Origin of the sequence: Bradyrhizobium sp. OK095 (assembly GCF_900109945.1) — a bacterium.
Classification (GTDB): domain Bacteria; phylum Pseudomonadota; class Alphaproteobacteria; order Rhizobiales; family Xanthobacteraceae; genus Bradyrhizobium.
The window spans coordinates 25,413-41,961 of record NZ_FOBX01000010.1; the positions used below are offsets into that span (position 1 = coordinate 25,413).

The window sequence follows — 16,549 nt, forward strand, 5'->3', positions numbered from 1 at the left end:
TGCCTATCTATCCCGCGTAGGTGTCGATCGTGCCGCCGCCGCCATGCGTGCCAGCGTTGGCGTGCGGTTGGCAGAGGTGAATGACCGTGCCCGTTGAGGCGTTGTAATCGATGTATGCCGCGTTCAAGACGTTGAAGTTCGGTTTGCACCGAAAGCACCACATGATTGCGGTGTTGTCGGTTTGGAACGTGACAGAGGTGATCGCGCCGCCCATCGCCACGTCGCCAAGGTCGCTAGACCACGTACCCGCGCACAGCGTTTTTGAGCCATTGACGCACCGCACCGAGCCACCCCGATTGTTCGGGTAGTAGCCGCCGAGGTCCATTCCGATGCAGAGCTCGTGAGCTGTCAGGCCGTTATCCGATTGAGACGTACCGCGGCCATTGTCGGTGCCCGAGCAATTGACCGTGAGCCACTGCAAGCCGCTGGCCAGCGCGTCATGGAAATTGATGCCGTCCGTGGCGCAGGCGCTTCCCTCGCAGCCGTAGAGGTAGGCAAGCCCCTTCATGCTCTCGATGCCGAAGCCGCGCGACGTCGTGTTGACCACGCCGCCGGCATACTTGGCCGAGCAGTTCTTCGCGACGAATACCCGCTTCAGGGCTGATTGAGCGGAGAGCCGATAATCGAAGGTCGCGGCGGAGGATGCGCCTTCGGCGTCGATGCCCTCCACATAGACGTTAACCGCCTGGTTGAAATAGAACAGGAAGACGCCAGAGCGGTAGATGCGGGTGTTGGTCGGCGTCGGAACGGCGCCATCAACCCGGCGGATATAGATTTTGGTAGCGTCCGTGGCCCAAAGGTCCGAAGTCGTCGGGGCCGTCGCCTGCAACGTTGCCGGATCTGCGAGCTTGGAGTGATCCGTGTTCGTCTGGACGCCATAGGTGGCAAAACCAGACTTGGCCAGGCGGTTGCCCACCCGGTCGATGCTCGTCAGCGCCAGCGAATAGCAATTGGTGTACGTCGCATCGAGCGTGAACGTGCTGAAATTGTCAAAGGTGCCTGTGACGACGCGGCCGCCATAGGCCACAAAAGCAATATCGATCGTCGGCACGGTCCCGGCAGGCCCGAGCGCGCGGAAATACTCGCCGGCCATGACGTTGACACGCGCCGAACTCTGCCCGCTGGCATTGGCAAGCTGTATCGCCTTCGTCATCGAAGCGAGCGGCGTTGCAGGCGACAGGCCGTTGTTGCTGTCACTCGGAGCCGGCGAGCTGCCCGGGGCACCAACCCAATATTGAATGCCCGGACTGACCCTTGCCGGCGATTGCAGATCGAACAGCGCCTCAGGCGAAATGCCAGCGTCCCCGGTCGCGAGCGTCAGGCCGCCGGGATCTCGGATGGTCGGATTGATCGGCCAGGATGCCGTATCAAAGCCGAGCGCAGGCGGGACGAACACTGACACCGTCAGCGCGATAAGCGCACTCGACAGAAACAGAAGTTTCTTCGATCGCCGCATTAGGCGCTCGCCGTGATCACGGCCGAAACGTCAGCATAAACGCCCGTCGCGCTCGCAATGGCGACTTGGTAGACGCCACCCGGGATCGGAAAGGCTGCGAAGCCGTTTGCCGTGAAGGCTTGCACGTCAACCCAGGTCGAGCCGTCTGCGGCCTGCCGTTGCAGCTTGACCGAGCCGCTATTCCAAGCGGCCGCAATCGCCGTCATACCGTACTCGCCGGCCAAGAGTGGAAACGGTCCCTCCGTGGCCGAGCTGTTGCTGACGATCGCCTTGTCGTTGGCCTTCTGTAGTGACATGTAACTCCCTCAGTGAAACTTGCGGCCGTAATGGCGCCGCTCCATTGCTTCGAGCGTCGCGAGCTCAAGAGCCGCCGCGTTGACGGCATCGATCGCCGCGCAATAGGTGTCGAAATCGACCGCCTGAAAGCTCATGCGGGTTTCGCCGATCCTGTTCGAGAGCGGGACGAACCAGCCCGGGAAGATGCCCCAGTGAGAAATGATCATTGCGCGCGCGGCCTGTTGCAGAGGCTGCAATAGGCTTCCATCCCGAGCGAGCCGCAACGAGTGCACGCCCGATCAATCGCCTTCTCCGGCGCAGCCGCCGGCGCCAAGCGTCCCTTGATGAAGTCCAGCGCCTCGCCGATAGAGGAGGAGGCGAACACAGGCCTGTTGACGCGCCCGTAATCAGCAAGATCGCTGACGATAAACCCGCCATCCGGCGCATGCTCGATCCGCAGCGGATCAATATTTTTCAAGTCAGCCATCACTCCCCCTTCACCATCCAGACGGCAGGCCGCCGCCGCTAGAACCCCGGCCCGAATAGGCCTTGCGCCCCGGCCGTGCGCCCGGCGGTTCGTCGTAAACGATGCACATCAGCCCGTAGGCGTCGGCATCGTGCGAGCTCCAATCGTGGTTGGGCCCCATGCCAACGTCGCGCTCCTCAGAACGCTTTTCGTGATACCAGCCGAGGCTGTCGCGTCCGTCCTCGGTGGTGGCCTCATTGAAAAACACGCGGTTGAAGACACGGCGGGACGTCTGGATGCGCGACATAGCCGCGCCGGTCCCTTGGTTCGGGATAACCAGGACGTCCCATTCGCCGTTTGCGCCAGCGTCGCGCATAGCGCTTTCGTAGGAGGTCGCATGGACCTTATCGCCCTGGGCGCCGTCGTGAGGCAGGTAGACCGTTGCGCCCTTGTTAAACTTCTTCTCGCGCATCCACTCGGCATAGAACGACAGAGGCTGGCTCTGCGCCGTCATGTGGTCGAGGACGTTGATTTTCTGACCGATGAACTGAGCGGCCCAAATCGAGCCGGCATCGGCGCGCATGCCAGTCCCGCCGATATCGAAGAACAGCTTGATTGGTGCCAACGGATCGCGCGGCACGAAGCAAATGCGGCCTTCTTCCTTCGCGGCCGTGAGGTACTTGGCGAAATAGGCGCCGGCCACCACCGAGCGGAAATCACCGTTCCACACCCATTCGTACTGATCAGGACGGTTCGCCTTGTCGTCGAGGCGCGTCTTGTTGAGGATCTTGGGAAAGAACGGGTTGTCCCGCCAATTGAGCTCAACGATTTTCGCGCCTTCGGGCGGCGACGCGCGAAAGCGTAGATGCGTCGCGCTTTTCTTGCGATCGGGGTTCCAGGTGACCCAGATCTCCGAACCCTCCTCGCGGACGGTCGGGATGGTGATAGCCCAAGCGCCTTCCGAAACAGCCTCCGCCTCATCGACCCACAGCAGGCGAATGCGCGCTTTCGACTTGATGCTGTCGAGGTTGTGCCGCAATCCGACGAAGACGAAGCTGATCCGCCTGCACTTCGTCCGGATGTAGGTATCGCCGACGTCGTAACGCTCCGCGAGCCAAGGCGTCGAGAGAATAGCTGCCTTCACTTCGGCGAACGAGCTGTCAGCCAGCGAGTTCATGAACTCACGGCCGCAGACGATCACGCCATCCATGTTCGCTTGCGCGAAGTCCACGCCCTTAACCGCCGCCATCGTGGCAAACGAGCGCGTCTTAGCCGAACCGCGACCGCCGAAGGCGCCACGATACATCGCCTCGCCCTCGAACACGGGGACGAGCTTTGGCGGCAGCAGGATCGGCGGGACGCTGGTCATGCGCGCGCCGTCCGGACGTAACGCACCACGATCGACAGAACGCAGCCGGCCATGTCGCAACCATCGACATAGGCGGACAACATCCGCTCATCGTGGAAGTGAACCGCGATGGCGACCCTTCCGGCGATCGTGTGGAACTTCATTGAGCGGATCAGGGACCAATCCATCACTGATCACCCTTCAATGCCGGGTGATCGGGAGGAAAAGGCGCCGCAACCAGCTCGATACGCTGGATGTTCTCGCTCTTGATCGGGCCGCCATTCGCGCCGGTCTGTTCCGACCTGTCAGCCAAGCCGAGATCACGGGCGATAATGTTCGCATTGAAGAGGTCCGCCGAGGCGCCCTCAAACTTCTGCGTCCTGATCACCTCGTCCACGCGGGAACAGACGTCACCAAAATCTTGCCGGGCGCGATATTCGGTCCATGCCTGACGGGAAATATCCAGGAAGATGCAGAGGCCCGAGTTCGTCATAGCCCGCATCTTCGGAAGTCGGATGGTCTGAGGCCCATCCTTGGAGCCAAAGGCTTTGGTCTCATAGAGAGGGTTAGCCTCTACCCAATCGAAGTATTCGCAGGAGGCGAACCACAGAGCATCGGCAGACGCAAAGATAGGCGCGCGCCCGTGAGAGCTTCGCGCCTTCCAGAACTCGTTACCGACGGGAGCGGACATTCCGGTTACTTCACCACCACGGGCCGCTTGTTCAGCGTCCGAGCCTGCGCAGCCCGAGCCCGCAGCAGCCGGCGCTCAACCTTGAGCGTCTTGGCGCTGGGCTCTTTCACGAGGAGCGCCGCGCGCATCCGGGTTTGCAGATCAGGCGTAATCCGGAGATCGCTCGACATATCGACGCCGACCAACTCGAACCGCACATCCATGAACAGCGATTGACGCCACGCCGCCGGATTGGACTGATGCGAAACAGCCACCGCCTCGACCCAGGAGGGGGATAGCTTATCGAGCAGCCGGCGGGCCTCGCCCTCCACGACCCGAGCAAGCAAACCACGCTCCGCGCTCATTGCCACGGCTCAGAGACCCAAATCGTTGGTGTACTGGCCGATCAGCGCAAGGAATTCATCGCCTTCCGCGTGGACCTTATCGGCGAGCTTGCCGAGCGCGTTGACGCCTTGCAGCTGTTTCGCGAAGCCCTCCCGCATCTTGTCCATGTGCGCGCCCGTGAGATCGGCGAGCGTCTTGCGATGCTCCTCCATCATTTCGCGGAGGGACTGACCGGCCGCAGCGGCGCCAGTGACTGACATTGGGGACACTCCAGATGGTTGAGCAGCAGGAACAGGAGCCGGCGCCGGGCGATCCGGGATCAGGTTCAAAGGCGGAAGCTTCGACATCGCGCGAATGGCCGTCTCGATCTCACCGTCAGAAGCCGTTGCGCTGACCGCGGCGAGATAGCCTGCGCCCCAGCGCAGCATGATCTTTCCGCCCTCGATCGACATGGTGAGCGTTTCGATGCCCGGGATATCGGCGAGCCGCAATTTGAGATCAGCAACAGACAAGCGCGCCCCCGCGAATTTCGTTGGACGTCTCTCCGCCCTGCCTCGCCGTTTCTAGGCCGCTACCCTTCAAGCGTCGGGCGTCTTGGGCCACCGCTAAGCGTCTCGCGGTAAATATGCCGGCGCTTTCGTCCCGCCGGCTGGACCGAAGGGCGGATCATTGAGAGCGTCCCCACTCAGGGCTTTTCGCTCTCTCCCCGCCGATCGCTAGGAATTCATCACCTCGAAAGAAACGAGGGCCGGCCTGTGGCGTGATCACAAACCGGCCCTCGCGCGCCCCAACCCCAAGGAGAACAACACTCACAAATTCGATCAACGATGAAGGAGAAGCACCGCAGACCGAACGCGATTATTCATCTGCGATTTGCGCACTGACCTCAACGCGCGCGTGAAAGTGAAGCAGGGGAAACGAGGGATAAGCCGCGCGCTAAGCCGGCTCGTTCGCTGGCATCTTCCGCCCGTCCGGCAGCAATCCATATTTCGCGAGGAGCTCCGCCGATGCCTTGCAGCCAGTGAGCCCAGGCGCCGGCCCGGCATGCCGAGACCAGTAGCCGCCTTTGGCAAACATCTTCACCACATCCTCGATCGGGAATTGCGCGGCCTCGCCGCCGAGCGCTTGGAGCGCCGCGACCGCCGCGTGATCCGTCCAACGCTGTTGATTGAGCCAGGTCGAGGCCATGGGGATGAATTCCGTTCCGATCTTGTCGGCCTTGTCGGCCGCGTATTGCTTGATGGCGTCGATCAGCATTTGCGGATCGAGCCCGGTTTTCACCAGCGCGTTGAATTTTCCTTCCGCGGTCTTGCGCGGGTTGTCACCCTTGCGGCGAGGATAGGCCTTCCAAAATTCTTCAAAGCGAGAGGCCGCCTTCGGTCGCGGCGCGCTAGCGCCCGACAGAGATTCTGTCTCTGTCTCTTCCTCTCTCTCTGTCTCTTCTCTTCTCTTCTCTGGCATAGCCTCTTGCTTGCACGGCGCTAGCGGCTCGCTAGCATCGAAAAAACCTCCATCAATCAAAGGCCTTAGCGCTTCCGTGAACTCGTCGAGCGACATGCGAAGCCGCCACGCGATTTTCTGTGCCGGGACCGTGATGCACCCACCCTCGTATTCGGATGCTACAAGCCAGAGCATCGGCGCTAGCGCTTTGCTAGCGATCGGCAAGCACTGAAAATCCGCATCATCGAGCAACGCCCGATGCAGCTTGATCCATATCGGAGCCCGGTCTTTGTAGTGCTGGAACGTCTGCCAATTTTTAGGCGTCAGGCTCATTGCAGTTCCCCTTAACGACGCTCACGACAGCGCCGCCTTCCCCATCAAACGCGATTTCAACGCACGCGAGCCGGCCTCGGCCGAACCAGTCGGCTAGCTTCTTACTGTCCCACAGAGAGCCCCGAGCGCCGTTCAGTGAGGAATAGACGTTCGCCCATACCTTGAGGGGCCGCGGCGCAGTCACGCCCCTGCCCTCTCTCTGACCTCGAAGAATTTTCCGGCCTTGGAATTGCGGTTCATGAACCAGCGAGCCAGCGGCGCGGTCCAATGATCGTTCAGCTTGAACGCCGCATCGCCAAGCTCAACGTGGTGATGCCACCGCAGCCGATGCAGGATCGCGTCAGCCGAGTATTTCCGGAACCCGAGCTCGAGCAATTCGAGCGCGAGGCTCTCGAACTTGATGCACACGCTTTCCGGGATGCCATCCGGGAACGCCTTCACCGGGGGCGCCATGTCGAAGACGGGAGCCTGCACCTATGCCGGCTCCGAAAGCGTCTCGATCAGCTGGGCGACTTCCCAGCAAATATCGATGTTCTCCCGCATCAGCGCCGGAATGCGCTCGATCGCATGGATCGCAACCGAGTGATGCCGGCCTCCAAATTGATCGCTGATGACGCGGATCGAGAACCGCGTGAGATCCTTGGCGAGGTAAATGGCGACGTTGCGCGCGTGGCGAACGTGCGTCTCCCGGCCGACACCGCAGAGCGCGCGCGGGCTGACGTGGTAGAACCGCGCAACGGTGCCCTGGATGCGCGCCACGGACGGATAGGCGGATATCCTGAGCTCGTCTATCTCCTCTTCCGGTTGAGCCGGGAGCGGCACGGGCAGCGCAGCGAGCTCGCGGAGTGTCGCGCGTGCCGTCTCGACCAACTGTTCAAGATCCGGATTACGCCTCATCTTGTGCGGGAACACATTCACCGCGTGCAAAATGGTGGTGTGATCGCGGCCGCCGAACTCGCGGCCGATCACCGGCAGGCTTTTCAACGGGCAGAGCTCGTCCGCTAAGAACATTGCCGCATGGCGTGGCGTGACAAGGGCGCCTCCGCGCCGCGGCCCCTTGATGTCGGCAACCTTGATACCGAACAGCCGCGCAATAACGTCTTGAATTTCGCGGATGGTCAACGATCTCGGTTCGGTCGCATCGACCAGGGAAAGAACGGCAACAGGTGCCGGCGGATCAGGCTCCGCCGGCACCGCTTCCGGATCGACGGGAGCCGCCCGCGCCGTGACCCGAGAGAGAACGACGGCCGCCGATGCGACCGCCTTTTGTTGCGCGACGGCCGCGGCCCGTTCCGCAATCTTGCGGTGGAAATCTTTGTGCCGATCAGGAGCCGAAAGCGCCAATTCCAACTCCGAAGGTCGAACAGCAATGTTCATTGAGAAACCCCGCTCCTATCCCCCGCGCACCTCGCGAACCAAAGCCTCAGCCGCATCGACCAGATCCGCAGAAGAATCGGCGATCGCCTTGATGGTTTCGATATCCCGCCCGAGCAATTGCAGTTGCCGCTGACATTCCGCCTCATATGCCCCCTTCAACTTCATGTAGACCGACACCCCGATGTCCCGGATTGCACTGCGACGGTACCGCAACCGCCACATGGTCCAGTAATCGACCCCGTACTCTCGTTCGATCACCCGCATTGCGTTCTCGGTGTCACCAGGACCGCGAGAACGCATGCGCGTGAGGTCTTTCGACCACCGAACAGCCTGATCCAGATACGCAGATGCAGACATTTGGCACTCCAACAAACACAACTTGCACACTTGCAAATCCGCCCATGCTTCAACTCACCGCATGAACAGAGCCCCACACAACGACAACGACGAAAACTCAGTCCTTCCCTTTGAGACACTCGGCGCGATCACCGCGCGCCTAGTCGAAGGATGCGAACAACATCAGGAAGAAGGCGAGCGGGATCGATCCGACGACAGCGACGCCGCCCGCAAAGCAGAAGAACTGCGCCGCTACGTTGCGCATCGCCTTCGCGAGATTGAACGGTTTGAGCGCAGAGCGCGCGGCGACAAGGCCCGCTGGTAGATCAGGCGACGTAGCCATGTGTCTCCTCCCAGAGATAGCGATGCGGGGATTGCGGCGTTGAGGTGGTGTAATCTTCGCCAGCGTGGCCGGCTGCGCTTTGCATCTCGTTCGATTGGTCGCGTTGTTGGCGTCGCCAGGCGCTATTCGCGCGGGCCGCCCCGATCCTCTCGCGCGTCTCTTTCGAGTGATTGCCGATCATGCTGCGACCGGCTGTTGCAACCGCTCCATGAAAGCGCGGATGCGATCCATCGTCCCGAGACGCGGATTGCGGCCGTTCTTCAAGTGCCGGTAGAGGTTGGGATCTCCGATCGACAACAGGCCGAAGTCGGTCTGCGTCATGCCCTTGGCGGCAAGGAAAGCGTCAATCTCGGCGACCAATTGGGCAATCGTAGGATGCAGCTTCATGATAGGAAGCTATAATAGTACGATTGCTATTCGGTCAATAGGAAATTTCAGGCGGGATGGAAAATAGGTATTATCCTATAAACGGGGCCATGGACGTGGTTCGCAAGCTGATTCTGGAAAAGCTCGCCGACAGGCAGCTCTCAATGAAGGACGCCTCGCTGAAGATGGGGCGCGCTCACTCGTATCTATACCAGTTTTTGAAAAAGGGGCTTCCGCGCGAGCTGCACGAGCGCGACCGCATCACGCTTGCCGAGGTCTTGTCTGCGCCCGACGCGATCGTTTCCCCGGATGAACTACGGGGCCCATCTACCGTGCAGCCGAAACGCAGCTATGAAAAGAAATCGGTGCCCTCTCGTGACGGTTTAGTTGACCTAGCTTCGCATCCCACCCATCATCAATCTGGGCCTTCCGCGAGAATGGTGCCAAACGCCGAACTCTTCGGCGCAATGATGGATTTGCCTGTGTTCGGCACAGCACAGGGCGGGGCTGACGGGGCGTTGATAGTGTCGGAACTTGCAGTCGATTGGGTCGCTCGCCCTGCCGTACTTCTACGGGTGCGCGATGGCTATGGAATGATCATTGACGGTGACAGCATGTCGCCCGCTCACAAGTCGGGATCTACGGCCCTGGTGAACCCTCACCTACCCCCGAGAATGGAAGACGTTTGCGTGTTCCGGAAGCACGACGCCGATGGAACGGTGCACGCCCTGATCAAAGAGTATCGAGGCCAAACCGACTCCGAATGGAAGGTGCGCCAGTACAACCCTCCAAAGGATTTCAAGCTCAAAAAGAGCGAATGGCAGGTGTGTCACCGGACTGTCGGAAACTACTTCGCGTAAGCCCACAGCAGCCGAATGGCCGCGGCCGAGAGAGTCGCGGCCATTATTTTTTATTGCTGATAGGAATTATGCTATTGACCACCTAATAGTAATCCTACTATTGTGCTTCCTATCAGCAGGGAGCACAGCCGATGTCCGGTTCCTACTACAGCGCAAATCCCCACTACGCCGCGCCCGACTATTCGGAGCAGCGCGAGCGCGTTGAAGCAGCCGAGGAAACCGCCGGCCGCTATTTCGTCAGCGCCACCAAGGAACAGCACGCGGCCTTTCACCGCGAAATGTCTGACCTCCGCGGCCTGATCGGCCCGCGCTACGACCGCGCCGCCGCGGCTGCCACCCGCAAGTTTCGCGAGAGCACCGAGGCCGCCCGCGAACTCTGCGAGGAGACGTTCGCAGCGATCATGGAGCACGGCGAAGTGCCGGAGGAGCTTTCCTACAAGTGGGATTTGCTCGACATCGCCAACGTCATGCAGGCCGCGGAGTAACGTCGATGGCCCGCGTTTTGGTTGCCTGCGAATTCTCCGGGATTGTCCGCCGCGCCTTTGCGGCGCGCGGACACGACGCATGGTCTTGCGACCTGTTGCCGGCGGAGGATCGCTCCAACAAGCACATCACCGGCGATGCTCGCGCCATCCTCAAAGACGGATGGGATTTGCTCATCGTCGCGCACCCGCCCTGCACCCGGCTTTGCAACAGCGGCGTGCGCTGGCTGTCCGTGCCGCCCGCCGGCAAGACGCTGGAGCAGATGTGGCGCGAGCTCGACGAAGGCGCGGAGCTGTTCTCCGCCTTCTGGAATGCACCCATCGAGCGCGTGTGCGTCGAGAACCCCGTGATGCACCGACACGCCAAGGAGCGCATCGCCAACTATCGCGATCCCGCGCAATCGGTGCAGCCGTGGCAGTTCGGCCACGGCGAGGTGAAGCGGACCTGCTTTTGGCTGCGCAACCTTCCGCCGCTCAAGCCAACAAATATCGTCGCCGGCCGCACCGCGCGCGTGCACCTCATGCCGCCATCTGCCGACAGGTGGAAGGAACGAAGCCGATTTTTCCCGGGCATCGCCGAGGCAATGGCGGATCAGTGGGTCGGCCACGCCGACGAAGCGGAGGCCGCGTGATGCTCCGGGACATCTTGAAGCAGATCGACGCGACGGACATTCGCGACCTGATCGTGATCGCGGCTTTTGTCGGCGTGCTGGCGATCGGCGCGGCGCTGGGAGCCGGCGCATGAGCCACCCCAGCAACGTAGGGCCCGCTTCGGGCATCGTTCGCGAAAACTCGATGAAGCACTTTGACCAATTCCCCGCGCCCGTCCGCGCTGCCATCGCGAACGCGCGGTTCGATTGGGCGGTTGCTGCATGGCTCAAGGCGTTCAAGAGCGGCCATGTCAGGACCGGCGATCTCGTCGCGCACATCGAGAACAACGACAAGATCGAGACCGCGAAAACCCGCTTCAAGGCATGGGGCGGTGACTATCCGATTTTGCCGGGCGAGATCGCCCACATTCCCCTCACCAAGAAGAAAGGCCGCGGCCGATGAACGTTCGACCAAAATTCGATGTGACGTTTTGCAGCAACTGCGGCCGACAGTTCGGCCCCGGCGATCGTGGCTATTCGCACTGTGAGCAGCACATGACGCCGCAGCAAGCCAGCGAGATGGCGCGCGAAACCCGCGCCGAAGTCTATGCGCAGTGGATCGCCGACGACTGCGACGGCCTCTCAACCGCGCTCACCGTCCCAAGCGTTTTCCCGCACACCACCGCCGAGCTCGCCAAGGCCCGCGCGCATGTCGCGCTCGCCCTCGCCCGCATCGACCGCGCCATTGAGCGCGACAACCAGGCCCACCAGGAGAACCGTTAATGTCCGTCGCCGCCCTGCCCCAGGAGAACGTTAAGCCCATCGTCCGCGTCCCCGCCGGTCGCGCCCCGGCCGTACAGCCGCAGCAGAACGACATCGTTGCGGCCGCGCTCGCAACCGGCAACGTCGATCTGTTCCGCGAAGCGGTGGCATTCGTCCGCGAAATGAAGATCTCCGCCGCGCGCGAGGCCTTCAACAATGCATTGGCCGACACCCGCGCCGAGCTGCCTATCATCGAGAAGAACCGGCAGGTTACGGGCGACAAGGGATATTGGCATGAGGATTTGGCGCAGGTTGTTGACACCGTGACGCCGATCCTCAGCAAGTTCGGCCTGTTTCATCGCTGGAAGCTGCAAGGCAAGCCCGGCGAGCCCATCACCGTGATTTGCGTTCTCTCGCACCGCGACGGCCATCAGGAGGAGAACGAGATTTCCTTCAGCGCCGAGACGGCGGACGGTCGCACCCCCAGCCAGAACGCGAAAGCCGCAATCACCCTCTTTGAGCGCGTAACCCTGATGGCGTCTCTTGGCCTCGCCTCTCGCAAGGATGACGACGACGGCCGCAGCGTCGCGCCGGCAGCGGCGCAATACGTCCCGCCCGAGGGCTCGATTAACGCCGAGCAAGCCGAATTCATCCGCGGCGAGCTCAAGGCGAAGAACGCTAGCGAAATCGCGTTCCTCGCCGCCATCAAGCAAAAGCGGATCGACGACATTCCCGCCGCGAAATACGCCGCGGCCGCCCTCTCCCTCGCTCAGTTCAAGAAGGCTTGAGCCATGAACGCAATCGTAACCCTCGAAAGCATCCTCACGCCCGCCGCGGTCCCTCTGAGCGCGGAAACCCTTTTCGGTACCGGCCAGATTGAAACCATCGTGTCCGCGATCGAGACGCAAGTTCGCGGCGAGGTGATCGACATCACCACGGCGGCCGGCCGCGAGGCGGCGAAGTCACTTGCGCACAAGGTCGCGCGCTCGAAAGGCATCCTGGACGAGATCGGCAAAGACCACGTTGCCGAGATCAAGGCGAAGTCGGGCAAGATCGATGCCGAGCGCAAGACGATCCGGGATCGGCTGGACGCGCTCAAGGCCGAGGTGCGCGGCCCGGTGGAGCGCTGGGAAGAAGCCGACGAGAAGCGCGTTCGCGCGATCGAAGCGACGCTTGTTTGCATCATCGAGAGCCCGACCGTTCTCGCAGGTGCCAGCCCCCATTCCATCCGCGACCGCATCGCGGCCGTTACCGAGTACACCACCCGAGATTGGCAGGAATTCAAGGAGCGCGCCGACACTGCCATCACCGAAACCCTGCCAAAGCTAAACGCCATGCTTGGGGCGGCCGAGCAGCGCGAGCGCGACGCAGCCGAGTTGGAAGCCCTCCGCGCCGAGAAGGTCGCCAGAGATGCCCGGGACGCCACAGAGAAGGCCGCCCGCGAGCAGCAGGAGCGCGCCGAGCGCGAGCGCCAGGCGCAGGCTGAGCGCGACCGTATCGCCACCGAGCAGGCCGCGGAGCGCAATCGGCGGCACGCCGAGCAGTTGGAGACCATGAAGCGCGAGCAGGAGGCGCTTGCAAAGACGCGAGCCGACGAAGCCGCCGCCCGCGCCGTCGAACAGGAGCGCCAGCGCGTCGCCGCCGAGCAAGCGCAGAAGGCCGCCGCCGACCAGAAGCGCGCCGACAACAAGCGCCGTCGCGACAAGGTTCACGCCGCGATCAAGGAAAGCATAGTTGCGAGCGGCGTCGATGCCGAGACCGCCGATTTGATCGTCGCCGCGATGGCGGATGGCGACATTCCCCACGTTTCCATTACCTATTGAGGGGCAATCACCGTGCAGATTTTCGACGTCGAACAGAACACGCCTGAGTGGCTCGAAGCTCGCCGCGGCATCCCGACCGCTTCGGCCTTCTCGCAAATCCTCGCCAAGGGCGAAGGCAAGACCCGCCGAACCTACATGCTCAAGCTTGCCGGAGAGATCATCACCGGCCAGCCGATGGAGGGCTTTTCCAACGAGCACACCGAGCGCGGCCACGAAATGGAGCCCGAGGCCCGCGACCTCTACGCATTCAGCACCGGCGCCGAGCTTCGCCGCGTCGGCTTCATTCGCAACGGCCGCGCCGGCTGCTCACCTGATTGTCTGGTCGGCGATGACGGTGGCTTGGAGGTCAAGACCAAGCTGCCGCACCTTCTCATCGACCTGATGTTGAAGAACGAGTTTCCGAACGAGCATCGCGCCCAGGTGCAGGGAACGCTTTGGATCACTGACCGGTCATGGTGGGACTTGACAGTCTACTACCGCGGCGTGCCGCCATTCACCATCCGCGCCCACCGCGACGAAAAGTATATCCAGACGCTGGCAACCGAAGTCGATCGGTTCAACGCCGAACTGGACGCGGTTGTGGCGGAGATCCGGCGGCGGGACGAGGTGCTCGCAGCATGAACCGCGGCGCCCTCCTCATCCTCTCATCCCGCGAGATCCGGAAGAAGGCAATTGACTGGATCATGCGTCTTCCACCGGGAACGCGCGTCGAGTTCAAGGAGCCGCAGCGCACCCTTGATCAGAACAGCCGCATGTGGGCGATGCTGACCGACATTGCCCGGCAATGCCACATCGACGGCCGCCGGCTGACCACCGACCAATGGAAGGTGGTCTTTATGCACGAGCTCGGCCAGCAGGTTGAATTCATCCCGTCACTGAGCGGGACATTCATCCCCTACGGGCAATCGAGCTCGGACCTTGGCGTCAAGGAAATGTCCGACCTCATCGAGAGCATGTTCGCCTACGGCGCCGAGAACAGCGTGACGTGGAGCGATCCGAAGTCGAAGGAGGCCAGCCGCGATGCAGCGTGAAACATGGAAGGATCGCGCGCGGAATCACATCCGCGAGCTCACGGCCAACCTGCCGAAGGAAACGCCGTTCGCCGATCGCGTGAAGCTGCTCCGCGAGAACTACCCTTTCGCGCGCCGCCGCGGCTACGCCTACAAGTCGTGGTGCAGCGAGCAGCGCCGCTATCTGGCGCAATTCCAGCCCGAGAAAGAGCGCAAGCGCTTCCCACTCTCGCCGATGGAGCGGATGATGCTCACCTCGAAGCAGCATGACGCCTTGGTCCGCCGGCACTTCCATCTCCCGGATCCGGAATGACCGAGACCGCGCGCCGCGTCGCCGAGTGGGTCGGCAAGACACCCGACAGCGCCCCTCCGCCCCATGTGCGGCTGCGCATCTTCGAGCGCTTCAAGGGCGTGTGCCACTTCTCCGGGATCAAGATCAGGCCCGGGGATCAGTGGGATTGCGATCACGTCAAGGCTCTCATCAACGGCGGCGAGAACCGCGAAAGCAACATGGCGCCGATCCTGCGGGGCAAGCCCCACAAGGAAAAGACCGCCCAGGACGTTGCCGAGAAGTCCCGCAACTACCGCAAGCGGGCAAAGCACGTCGGCGCGATCTCGCCGACGCGCCAGAAGATCCAGAGCCGCGGCTTCACCGAGACTTCGCCGCAGCGGAAAGCATCATCACCGGTCAACAAATGGAGGGGCTTCTGAAGCGCGGAATGACCAAAGAGGAGGCCGCAGCGTATTGCGGCTGCCAGACGCTCGCCGCGTTCGATCAGTGGCGCGCGAAAGGCATCGTTCCGGACGCCATCCCCGGAACGAACCGATGGGATCGGAAGGCGATCGACCTCGCCCTAGACGCCGCGTCGGGCCTTGTGACAGAATCAGAGCGGGAGCTATCCCCATTCCAGCGTTGGGTTGCAGAGAATGCCGCGACTAAGACGCAAGCCGCTTAAGATCAAAGGCGTCAAGCGGGTTGCCATGAAGATGGCAGACGGTTCGGTGAAGATTTACCTCTATCACCGAGCCACCGGCGCCGCGCTGGATGAAACGCGCCTGGTCGAGAGCTTCGCCGAGGCCGAGAAGAAGAAGCGCCGGCCGGGCGAAAAGACGCTGACCGATCTCATTCGGTTTTGGGACACCGGAAACCCGGTCTACGATGCGTTGAGCGAGGAGAGCCGCGCGCAATATCCGTGGAAGTTGAAGCGGATCGAACAGAAGTGGGGCACCGTCCCCGAGGACACGTTCAACAACCAAGAAGATGCCGACGCCTTCGCAGCGCTCGCGCTCGCGTGGCACCTAGAACTAGGCCAGACGTCGCCCCGCTCCGCCGACAACCTCATGTCGGCACTGTGCCGCGTTCTGAGCTTTGCGAAAGAAAAGCGGCGGATCAAGTATCACCCGATCCCCTCATTCGAACGACTGTACAAGAGCGATCGAGCCGACAAGACGTGGCCGCAGGAGCTCCAACAGCAGTTCATCCAGACCGCGCGCCCTGCGATGAGAACCGCGATGGTGCTGGTCCGAAACACCGCCATGCGGGCGAAGGACATCCGCGAATTCGCGTGGACCCGCTACGACGGCCAGCGCGTTCAGATTCGATCGAGCAAAACAGGGAAGTGGCTTTGGATACCGGCCACCCGCGAACTGCGGGATTATTTGGACGGCTTGCTCCGCGTCGGCGCCCTCGTGATGCTGACCCCAAGCGGGAAGGCCTATAAGCGCCGCTATTTCAATGAGCACTGGCGCGAGGACGCGGATGCGGTTGGAGCCGGCGACCTGAATTTCCACGACAACCGAGGCACGGCCGCCACACTGCTTGCCGAGGCCGGAGCCACGGCGCCCGAGATCGCCGAGGCGCTAACTTGGACTGTGGACAAGGCTCAGAGGATTATTGACACCTACCTCGCGCGCCGCGGGGTGTTGGCGGCGAACGCCATCGGCAAGCTGGAAGCCTTCCGCGACTTACAAGAGGCCAAGAAGTAAGGCCGGTGCCCCCCTCTTGACGCACAGCCTCTGAATTGCGGGGGTGATTCGGCGACAGGTGCGCCAATCCGTTTCGGCAAGATTCAGGGATGAATTAAAAATTTCGAAACGAATCAACATGATAGTGGTTTACAACCTGTGCATTACCTGTGTATGTTCTCTTTTTGTTCTATTTTGACGAGGAGCGCTCACAGTGCTTTTTAGCGACATGGCTCAACACGCAGTCCAAAGAACGAGCCCAGGGCGCAGGTCGAGGTACTCGGCTCCAAGGGATCAGCAT

Annotated in this window: 28 protein-coding genes; 13 read left to right on the forward strand and 15 right to left on the reverse strand. The window is 61.9% G+C overall.

Annotated elements, in window-relative coordinates:
- Window positions 1–7 precede the first annotated feature (7 nt).
- The 15 genes from BMW89_RS25280 to BMW89_RS25355 form a co-directional block, all read right to left on the reverse strand.
- Complete coding sequence (locus BMW89_RS25280; RefSeq protein WP_092029856.1) at window positions 8–1,456, reverse strand: hypothetical protein; 1,449 nt, start codon at window positions 1,454–1,456, stop codon at window positions 8–10.
- Window positions 1,456–1,752 carry a hypothetical protein gene (locus BMW89_RS25285; RefSeq protein WP_092029859.1) on the reverse strand — a complete coding sequence of 99 codons (297 nt, stop codon included), beginning with the start codon at window positions 1,750–1,752 and terminating at the stop codon, window positions 1,456–1,458. Before BMW89_RS25285 ends, BMW89_RS25280 begins: the two co-directional genes overlap by 1 nt.
- A 9-nt stretch (window positions 1,753–1,761) precedes the next feature.
- Window positions 1,762–1,959: a hypothetical protein gene (locus BMW89_RS25290; protein WP_092029863.1), complete on the reverse strand. Its 198-nt coding sequence runs from the start codon at window positions 1,957–1,959 to the stop codon at window positions 1,762–1,764.
- Window positions 1,956–2,222, reverse strand: coding sequence for a hypothetical protein (locus BMW89_RS25295; RefSeq protein WP_143062826.1), 267 nt, complete (start codon window positions 2,220–2,222; stop codon window positions 1,956–1,958). Before BMW89_RS25295 ends, BMW89_RS25290 begins: the two co-directional genes overlap by 4 nt.
- 7 nt (window positions 2,223–2,229) lie before the next feature.
- Window positions 2,230–3,567, reverse strand: a complete 1,338-nt coding sequence (locus BMW89_RS25300) for a PBSX family phage terminase large subunit (protein WP_244547676.1) — start codon at window positions 3,565–3,567, stop codon at window positions 2,230–2,232.
- The gene (locus BMW89_RS38045; RefSeq protein ID WP_177196304.1) at window positions 3,564–3,734 is read right to left on the reverse strand and encodes a hypothetical protein; all 171 of its coding nucleotides are present in this window, start codon (window positions 3,732–3,734) and stop codon (window positions 3,564–3,566) included. The genes BMW89_RS25300 and BMW89_RS38045 overlap by 4 nt, the downstream gene beginning before the upstream one ends.
- Window positions 3,734–4,237, reverse strand: a complete 504-nt coding sequence (locus BMW89_RS25305) for a terminase small subunit (RefSeq protein WP_092029868.1) — start codon at window positions 4,235–4,237, stop codon at window positions 3,734–3,736. The genes BMW89_RS38045 and BMW89_RS25305 overlap by 1 nt, the downstream gene beginning before the upstream one ends.
- 5 nt (window positions 4,238–4,242) lie before the next feature.
- Window positions 4,243–4,581 (reverse strand): hypothetical protein, encoded by a 339-nt coding sequence (locus BMW89_RS25310; protein ID WP_092029871.1) that lies wholly within the window; start codon window positions 4,579–4,581, stop codon window positions 4,243–4,245.
- Between the two features lie 9 nt (window positions 4,582–4,590).
- Entirely contained in the window at window positions 4,591–5,052 is a 462-nt protein-coding gene (locus BMW89_RS25315) for a hypothetical protein (protein ID WP_092029874.1), read from the reverse strand.
- Window positions 5,053–5,497: 445 nt separating this feature from the next.
- Complete coding sequence (locus tag BMW89_RS37480; protein WP_143062827.1) at window positions 5,498–6,334, reverse strand: LvrA C-terminal domain-related protein; 837 nt, start codon at window positions 6,332–6,334, stop codon at window positions 5,498–5,500.
- Between the two features lie 180 nt (window positions 6,335–6,514).
- Complete coding sequence (locus BMW89_RS25330; RefSeq protein WP_092029881.1) at window positions 6,515–6,808, reverse strand: hypothetical protein; 294 nt, start codon at window positions 6,806–6,808, stop codon at window positions 6,515–6,517.
- Window positions 6,809–7,711 carry a helix-turn-helix domain-containing protein gene (locus tag BMW89_RS25335; RefSeq protein ID WP_092029883.1) on the reverse strand — a complete coding sequence of 301 codons (903 nt, stop codon included), beginning with the start codon at window positions 7,709–7,711 and terminating at the stop codon, window positions 6,809–6,811.
- A 15-nt stretch (window positions 7,712–7,726) separates the two neighbouring features.
- Window positions 7,727–8,068, reverse strand: a complete 342-nt coding sequence (locus tag BMW89_RS25340) for a hypothetical protein (protein WP_092029886.1) — start codon at window positions 8,066–8,068, stop codon at window positions 7,727–7,729.
- A gap of 139 nt (window positions 8,069–8,207) precedes the next feature.
- The gene (locus BMW89_RS25345) at window positions 8,208–8,390 is read right to left on the reverse strand and encodes a hypothetical protein (protein WP_092029888.1); all 183 of its coding nucleotides are present in this window, start codon (window positions 8,388–8,390) and stop codon (window positions 8,208–8,210) included.
- Window positions 8,391–8,567: 177 nt separating this feature from the next.
- Window positions 8,568–8,777, reverse strand: a complete 210-nt coding sequence (locus tag BMW89_RS25355) for a hypothetical protein (protein WP_092029894.1) — start codon at window positions 8,775–8,777, stop codon at window positions 8,568–8,570.
- An 89-nt stretch (window positions 8,778–8,866) separates the two neighbouring features.
- Here BMW89_RS25355 and BMW89_RS25360 point away from each other — a divergent pair, with 89 nt between their 5' ends.
- The 13 genes from BMW89_RS25360 to BMW89_RS25420 all read left to right on the forward strand — a co-directional run bounded on the left by BMW89_RS25360 (window position 8,867) and on the right by BMW89_RS25420 (window position 16,269).
- Window positions 8,867–9,616 carry a S24 family peptidase gene (locus tag BMW89_RS25360; RefSeq protein WP_177196305.1) on the forward strand — a complete coding sequence of 250 codons (750 nt, stop codon included), beginning with the start codon at window positions 8,867–8,869 and terminating at the stop codon, window positions 9,614–9,616.
- Window positions 9,617–9,747: 131 nt separating this feature from the next.
- Window positions 9,748–10,101, forward strand: coding sequence for a hypothetical protein (locus BMW89_RS25365; RefSeq protein WP_092029899.1), 354 nt, complete (start codon window positions 9,748–9,750; stop codon window positions 10,099–10,101).
- Between the two features lie 5 nt (window positions 10,102–10,106).
- The gene (locus tag BMW89_RS25370; RefSeq protein WP_092029902.1) at window positions 10,107–10,730 is read left to right on the forward strand and encodes a hypothetical protein; all 624 of its coding nucleotides are present in this window, start codon (window positions 10,107–10,109) and stop codon (window positions 10,728–10,730) included.
- Between the two features lie 163 nt (window positions 10,731–10,893).
- Complete coding sequence (locus BMW89_RS25375; protein WP_092029905.1) at window positions 10,894–11,151, forward strand: DUF6525 family protein; 258 nt, start codon at window positions 10,894–10,896, stop codon at window positions 11,149–11,151.
- On the forward strand, window positions 11,148–11,471 hold the full coding sequence (locus BMW89_RS25380) for a hypothetical protein (RefSeq protein ID WP_092029907.1): 324 nt from the start codon (window positions 11,148–11,150) through the stop codon (window positions 11,469–11,471). Before BMW89_RS25375 ends, BMW89_RS25380 begins: the two co-directional genes overlap by 4 nt.
- A complete protein-coding gene (locus BMW89_RS25385; RefSeq protein ID WP_092029909.1) occupies window positions 11,471–12,238 on the forward strand; it encodes an ERF family protein in 768 nt (255 codons plus the stop codon). The genes BMW89_RS25380 and BMW89_RS25385 overlap by 1 nt, the downstream gene beginning before the upstream one ends.
- A gap of 3 nt (window positions 12,239–12,241) precedes the next feature.
- The gene (locus tag BMW89_RS25390; RefSeq protein WP_092029912.1) at window positions 12,242–13,273 is read left to right on the forward strand and encodes a hypothetical protein; all 1,032 of its coding nucleotides are present in this window, start codon (window positions 12,242–12,244) and stop codon (window positions 13,271–13,273) included.
- Window positions 13,274–13,285: 12 nt separating this feature from the next.
- Window positions 13,286–13,894, forward strand: a complete 609-nt coding sequence (locus tag BMW89_RS25395) for a lambda exonuclease family protein (RefSeq protein ID WP_244547677.1) — start codon at window positions 13,286–13,288, stop codon at window positions 13,892–13,894.
- Window positions 13,891–14,304 carry a recombination protein NinB gene (locus BMW89_RS25400; RefSeq protein WP_092029917.1) on the forward strand — a complete coding sequence of 138 codons (414 nt, stop codon included), beginning with the start codon at window positions 13,891–13,893 and terminating at the stop codon, window positions 14,302–14,304. Before BMW89_RS25395 ends, BMW89_RS25400 begins: the two co-directional genes overlap by 4 nt.
- Window positions 14,294–14,596: a hypothetical protein gene (locus BMW89_RS25405; protein WP_092029919.1), complete on the forward strand. Its 303-nt coding sequence runs from the start codon at window positions 14,294–14,296 to the stop codon at window positions 14,594–14,596. The genes BMW89_RS25400 and BMW89_RS25405 overlap by 11 nt, the downstream gene beginning before the upstream one ends.
- A complete protein-coding gene (locus BMW89_RS25410) occupies window positions 14,593–14,994 on the forward strand; it encodes an HNH endonuclease (RefSeq protein ID WP_092029921.1) in 402 nt (133 codons plus the stop codon). Before BMW89_RS25405 ends, BMW89_RS25410 begins: the two co-directional genes overlap by 4 nt.
- Before the next feature lie 8 nt (window positions 14,995–15,002).
- Window positions 15,003–15,239, forward strand: a complete 237-nt coding sequence (locus BMW89_RS25415) for a hypothetical protein (RefSeq protein ID WP_244547678.1) — start codon at window positions 15,003–15,005, stop codon at window positions 15,237–15,239.
- 25 nt (window positions 15,240–15,264) lie between these two features.
- Window positions 15,265–16,269 (forward strand): tyrosine-type recombinase/integrase, encoded by a 1,005-nt coding sequence (locus BMW89_RS25420; protein ID WP_244547679.1) that lies wholly within the window; start codon window positions 15,265–15,267, stop codon window positions 16,267–16,269.
- Window positions 16,270–16,549: the final 280 nt, after the last annotated feature.

What these genes read in the sequence shown, in the direction of transcription:
- BMW89_RS25280 (WP_092029856.1), bottom strand. Translation starts at nt 1,456, where the DNA reads ATGCGGCGATCGAAGAAACTTCTGTTTCTGTCGAGTGCGCTTATCGCG.
- BMW89_RS25285 (WP_092029859.1), bottom strand. Translation starts at nt 1,752, where the DNA reads ATGTCACTACAGAAGGCCAACGACAAGGCGATCGTCAGCAACAGCTCG.
- BMW89_RS25290 (WP_092029863.1), bottom strand. Translation starts at nt 1,959, where the DNA reads ATGATCATTTCTCACTGGGGCATCTTCCCGGGCTGGTTCGTCCCGCTC.
- BMW89_RS25300 (WP_244547676.1), bottom strand. Translation starts at nt 3,567, where the DNA reads ATGACCAGCGTCCCGCCGATCCTGCTGCCGCCAAAGCTCGTCCCCGTG.
- BMW89_RS38045 (WP_177196304.1), bottom strand. Translation starts at nt 3,734, where the DNA reads ATGGATTGGTCCCTGATCCGCTCAATGAAGTTCCACACGATCGCCGGA.
- BMW89_RS25305 (WP_092029868.1), bottom strand. Translation starts at nt 4,237, where the DNA reads ATGTCCGCTCCCGTCGGTAACGAGTTCTGGAAGGCGCGAAGCTCTCAC.
- BMW89_RS25310 (WP_092029871.1), bottom strand. Translation starts at nt 4,581, where the DNA reads ATGAGCGCGGAGCGTGGTTTGCTTGCTCGGGTCGTGGAGGGCGAGGCC.
- BMW89_RS37480 (WP_143062827.1), bottom strand. Translation starts at nt 6,334, where the DNA reads ATGAGCCTGACGCCTAAAAATTGGCAGACGTTCCAGCACTACAAAGAC.
- BMW89_RS25335 (WP_092029883.1), bottom strand. Translation starts at nt 7,711, where the DNA reads ATGAACATTGCTGTTCGACCTTCGGAGTTGGAATTGGCGCTTTCGGCT.
- BMW89_RS25340 (WP_092029886.1), bottom strand. Translation starts at nt 8,068, where the DNA reads ATGTCTGCATCTGCGTATCTGGATCAGGCTGTTCGGTGGTCGAAAGAC.
- BMW89_RS25345 (WP_092029888.1), bottom strand. Translation starts at nt 8,390, where the DNA reads ATGGCTACGTCGCCTGATCTACCAGCGGGCCTTGTCGCCGCGCGCTCT.
- BMW89_RS25355 (WP_092029894.1), bottom strand. Translation starts at nt 8,777, where the DNA reads ATGAAGCTGCATCCTACGATTGCCCAATTGGTCGCCGAGATTGACGCT.
- BMW89_RS25360 (WP_177196305.1), top strand. Translation starts at nt 8,867, where the DNA reads ATGGACGTGGTTCGCAAGCTGATTCTGGAAAAGCTCGCCGACAGGCAG.
- BMW89_RS25365 (WP_092029899.1), top strand. Translation starts at nt 9,748, where the DNA reads ATGTCCGGTTCCTACTACAGCGCAAATCCCCACTACGCCGCGCCCGAC.
- BMW89_RS25370 (WP_092029902.1), top strand. Translation starts at nt 10,107, where the DNA reads ATGGCCCGCGTTTTGGTTGCCTGCGAATTCTCCGGGATTGTCCGCCGC.
- BMW89_RS25375 (WP_092029905.1), top strand. Translation starts at nt 10,894, where the DNA reads ATGAAGCACTTTGACCAATTCCCCGCGCCCGTCCGCGCTGCCATCGCG.
- BMW89_RS25380 (WP_092029907.1), top strand. Translation starts at nt 11,148, where the DNA reads ATGAACGTTCGACCAAAATTCGATGTGACGTTTTGCAGCAACTGCGGC.
- BMW89_RS25385 (WP_092029909.1), top strand. Translation starts at nt 11,471, where the DNA reads ATGTCCGTCGCCGCCCTGCCCCAGGAGAACGTTAAGCCCATCGTCCGC.
- BMW89_RS25390 (WP_092029912.1), top strand. Translation starts at nt 12,242, where the DNA reads ATGAACGCAATCGTAACCCTCGAAAGCATCCTCACGCCCGCCGCGGTC.
- BMW89_RS25400 (WP_092029917.1), top strand. Translation starts at nt 13,891, where the DNA reads ATGAACCGCGGCGCCCTCCTCATCCTCTCATCCCGCGAGATCCGGAAG.
- BMW89_RS25405 (WP_092029919.1), top strand. Translation starts at nt 14,294, where the DNA reads ATGCAGCGTGAAACATGGAAGGATCGCGCGCGGAATCACATCCGCGAG.
- BMW89_RS25410 (WP_092029921.1), top strand. Translation starts at nt 14,593, where the DNA reads ATGACCGAGACCGCGCGCCGCGTCGCCGAGTGGGTCGGCAAGACACCC.
- BMW89_RS25415 (WP_244547678.1), top strand. Translation starts at nt 15,003, where the DNA reads ATGACCAAAGAGGAGGCCGCAGCGTATTGCGGCTGCCAGACGCTCGCC.
- BMW89_RS25420 (WP_244547679.1), top strand. Translation starts at nt 15,265, where the DNA reads ATGAAGATGGCAGACGGTTCGGTGAAGATTTACCTCTATCACCGAGCC.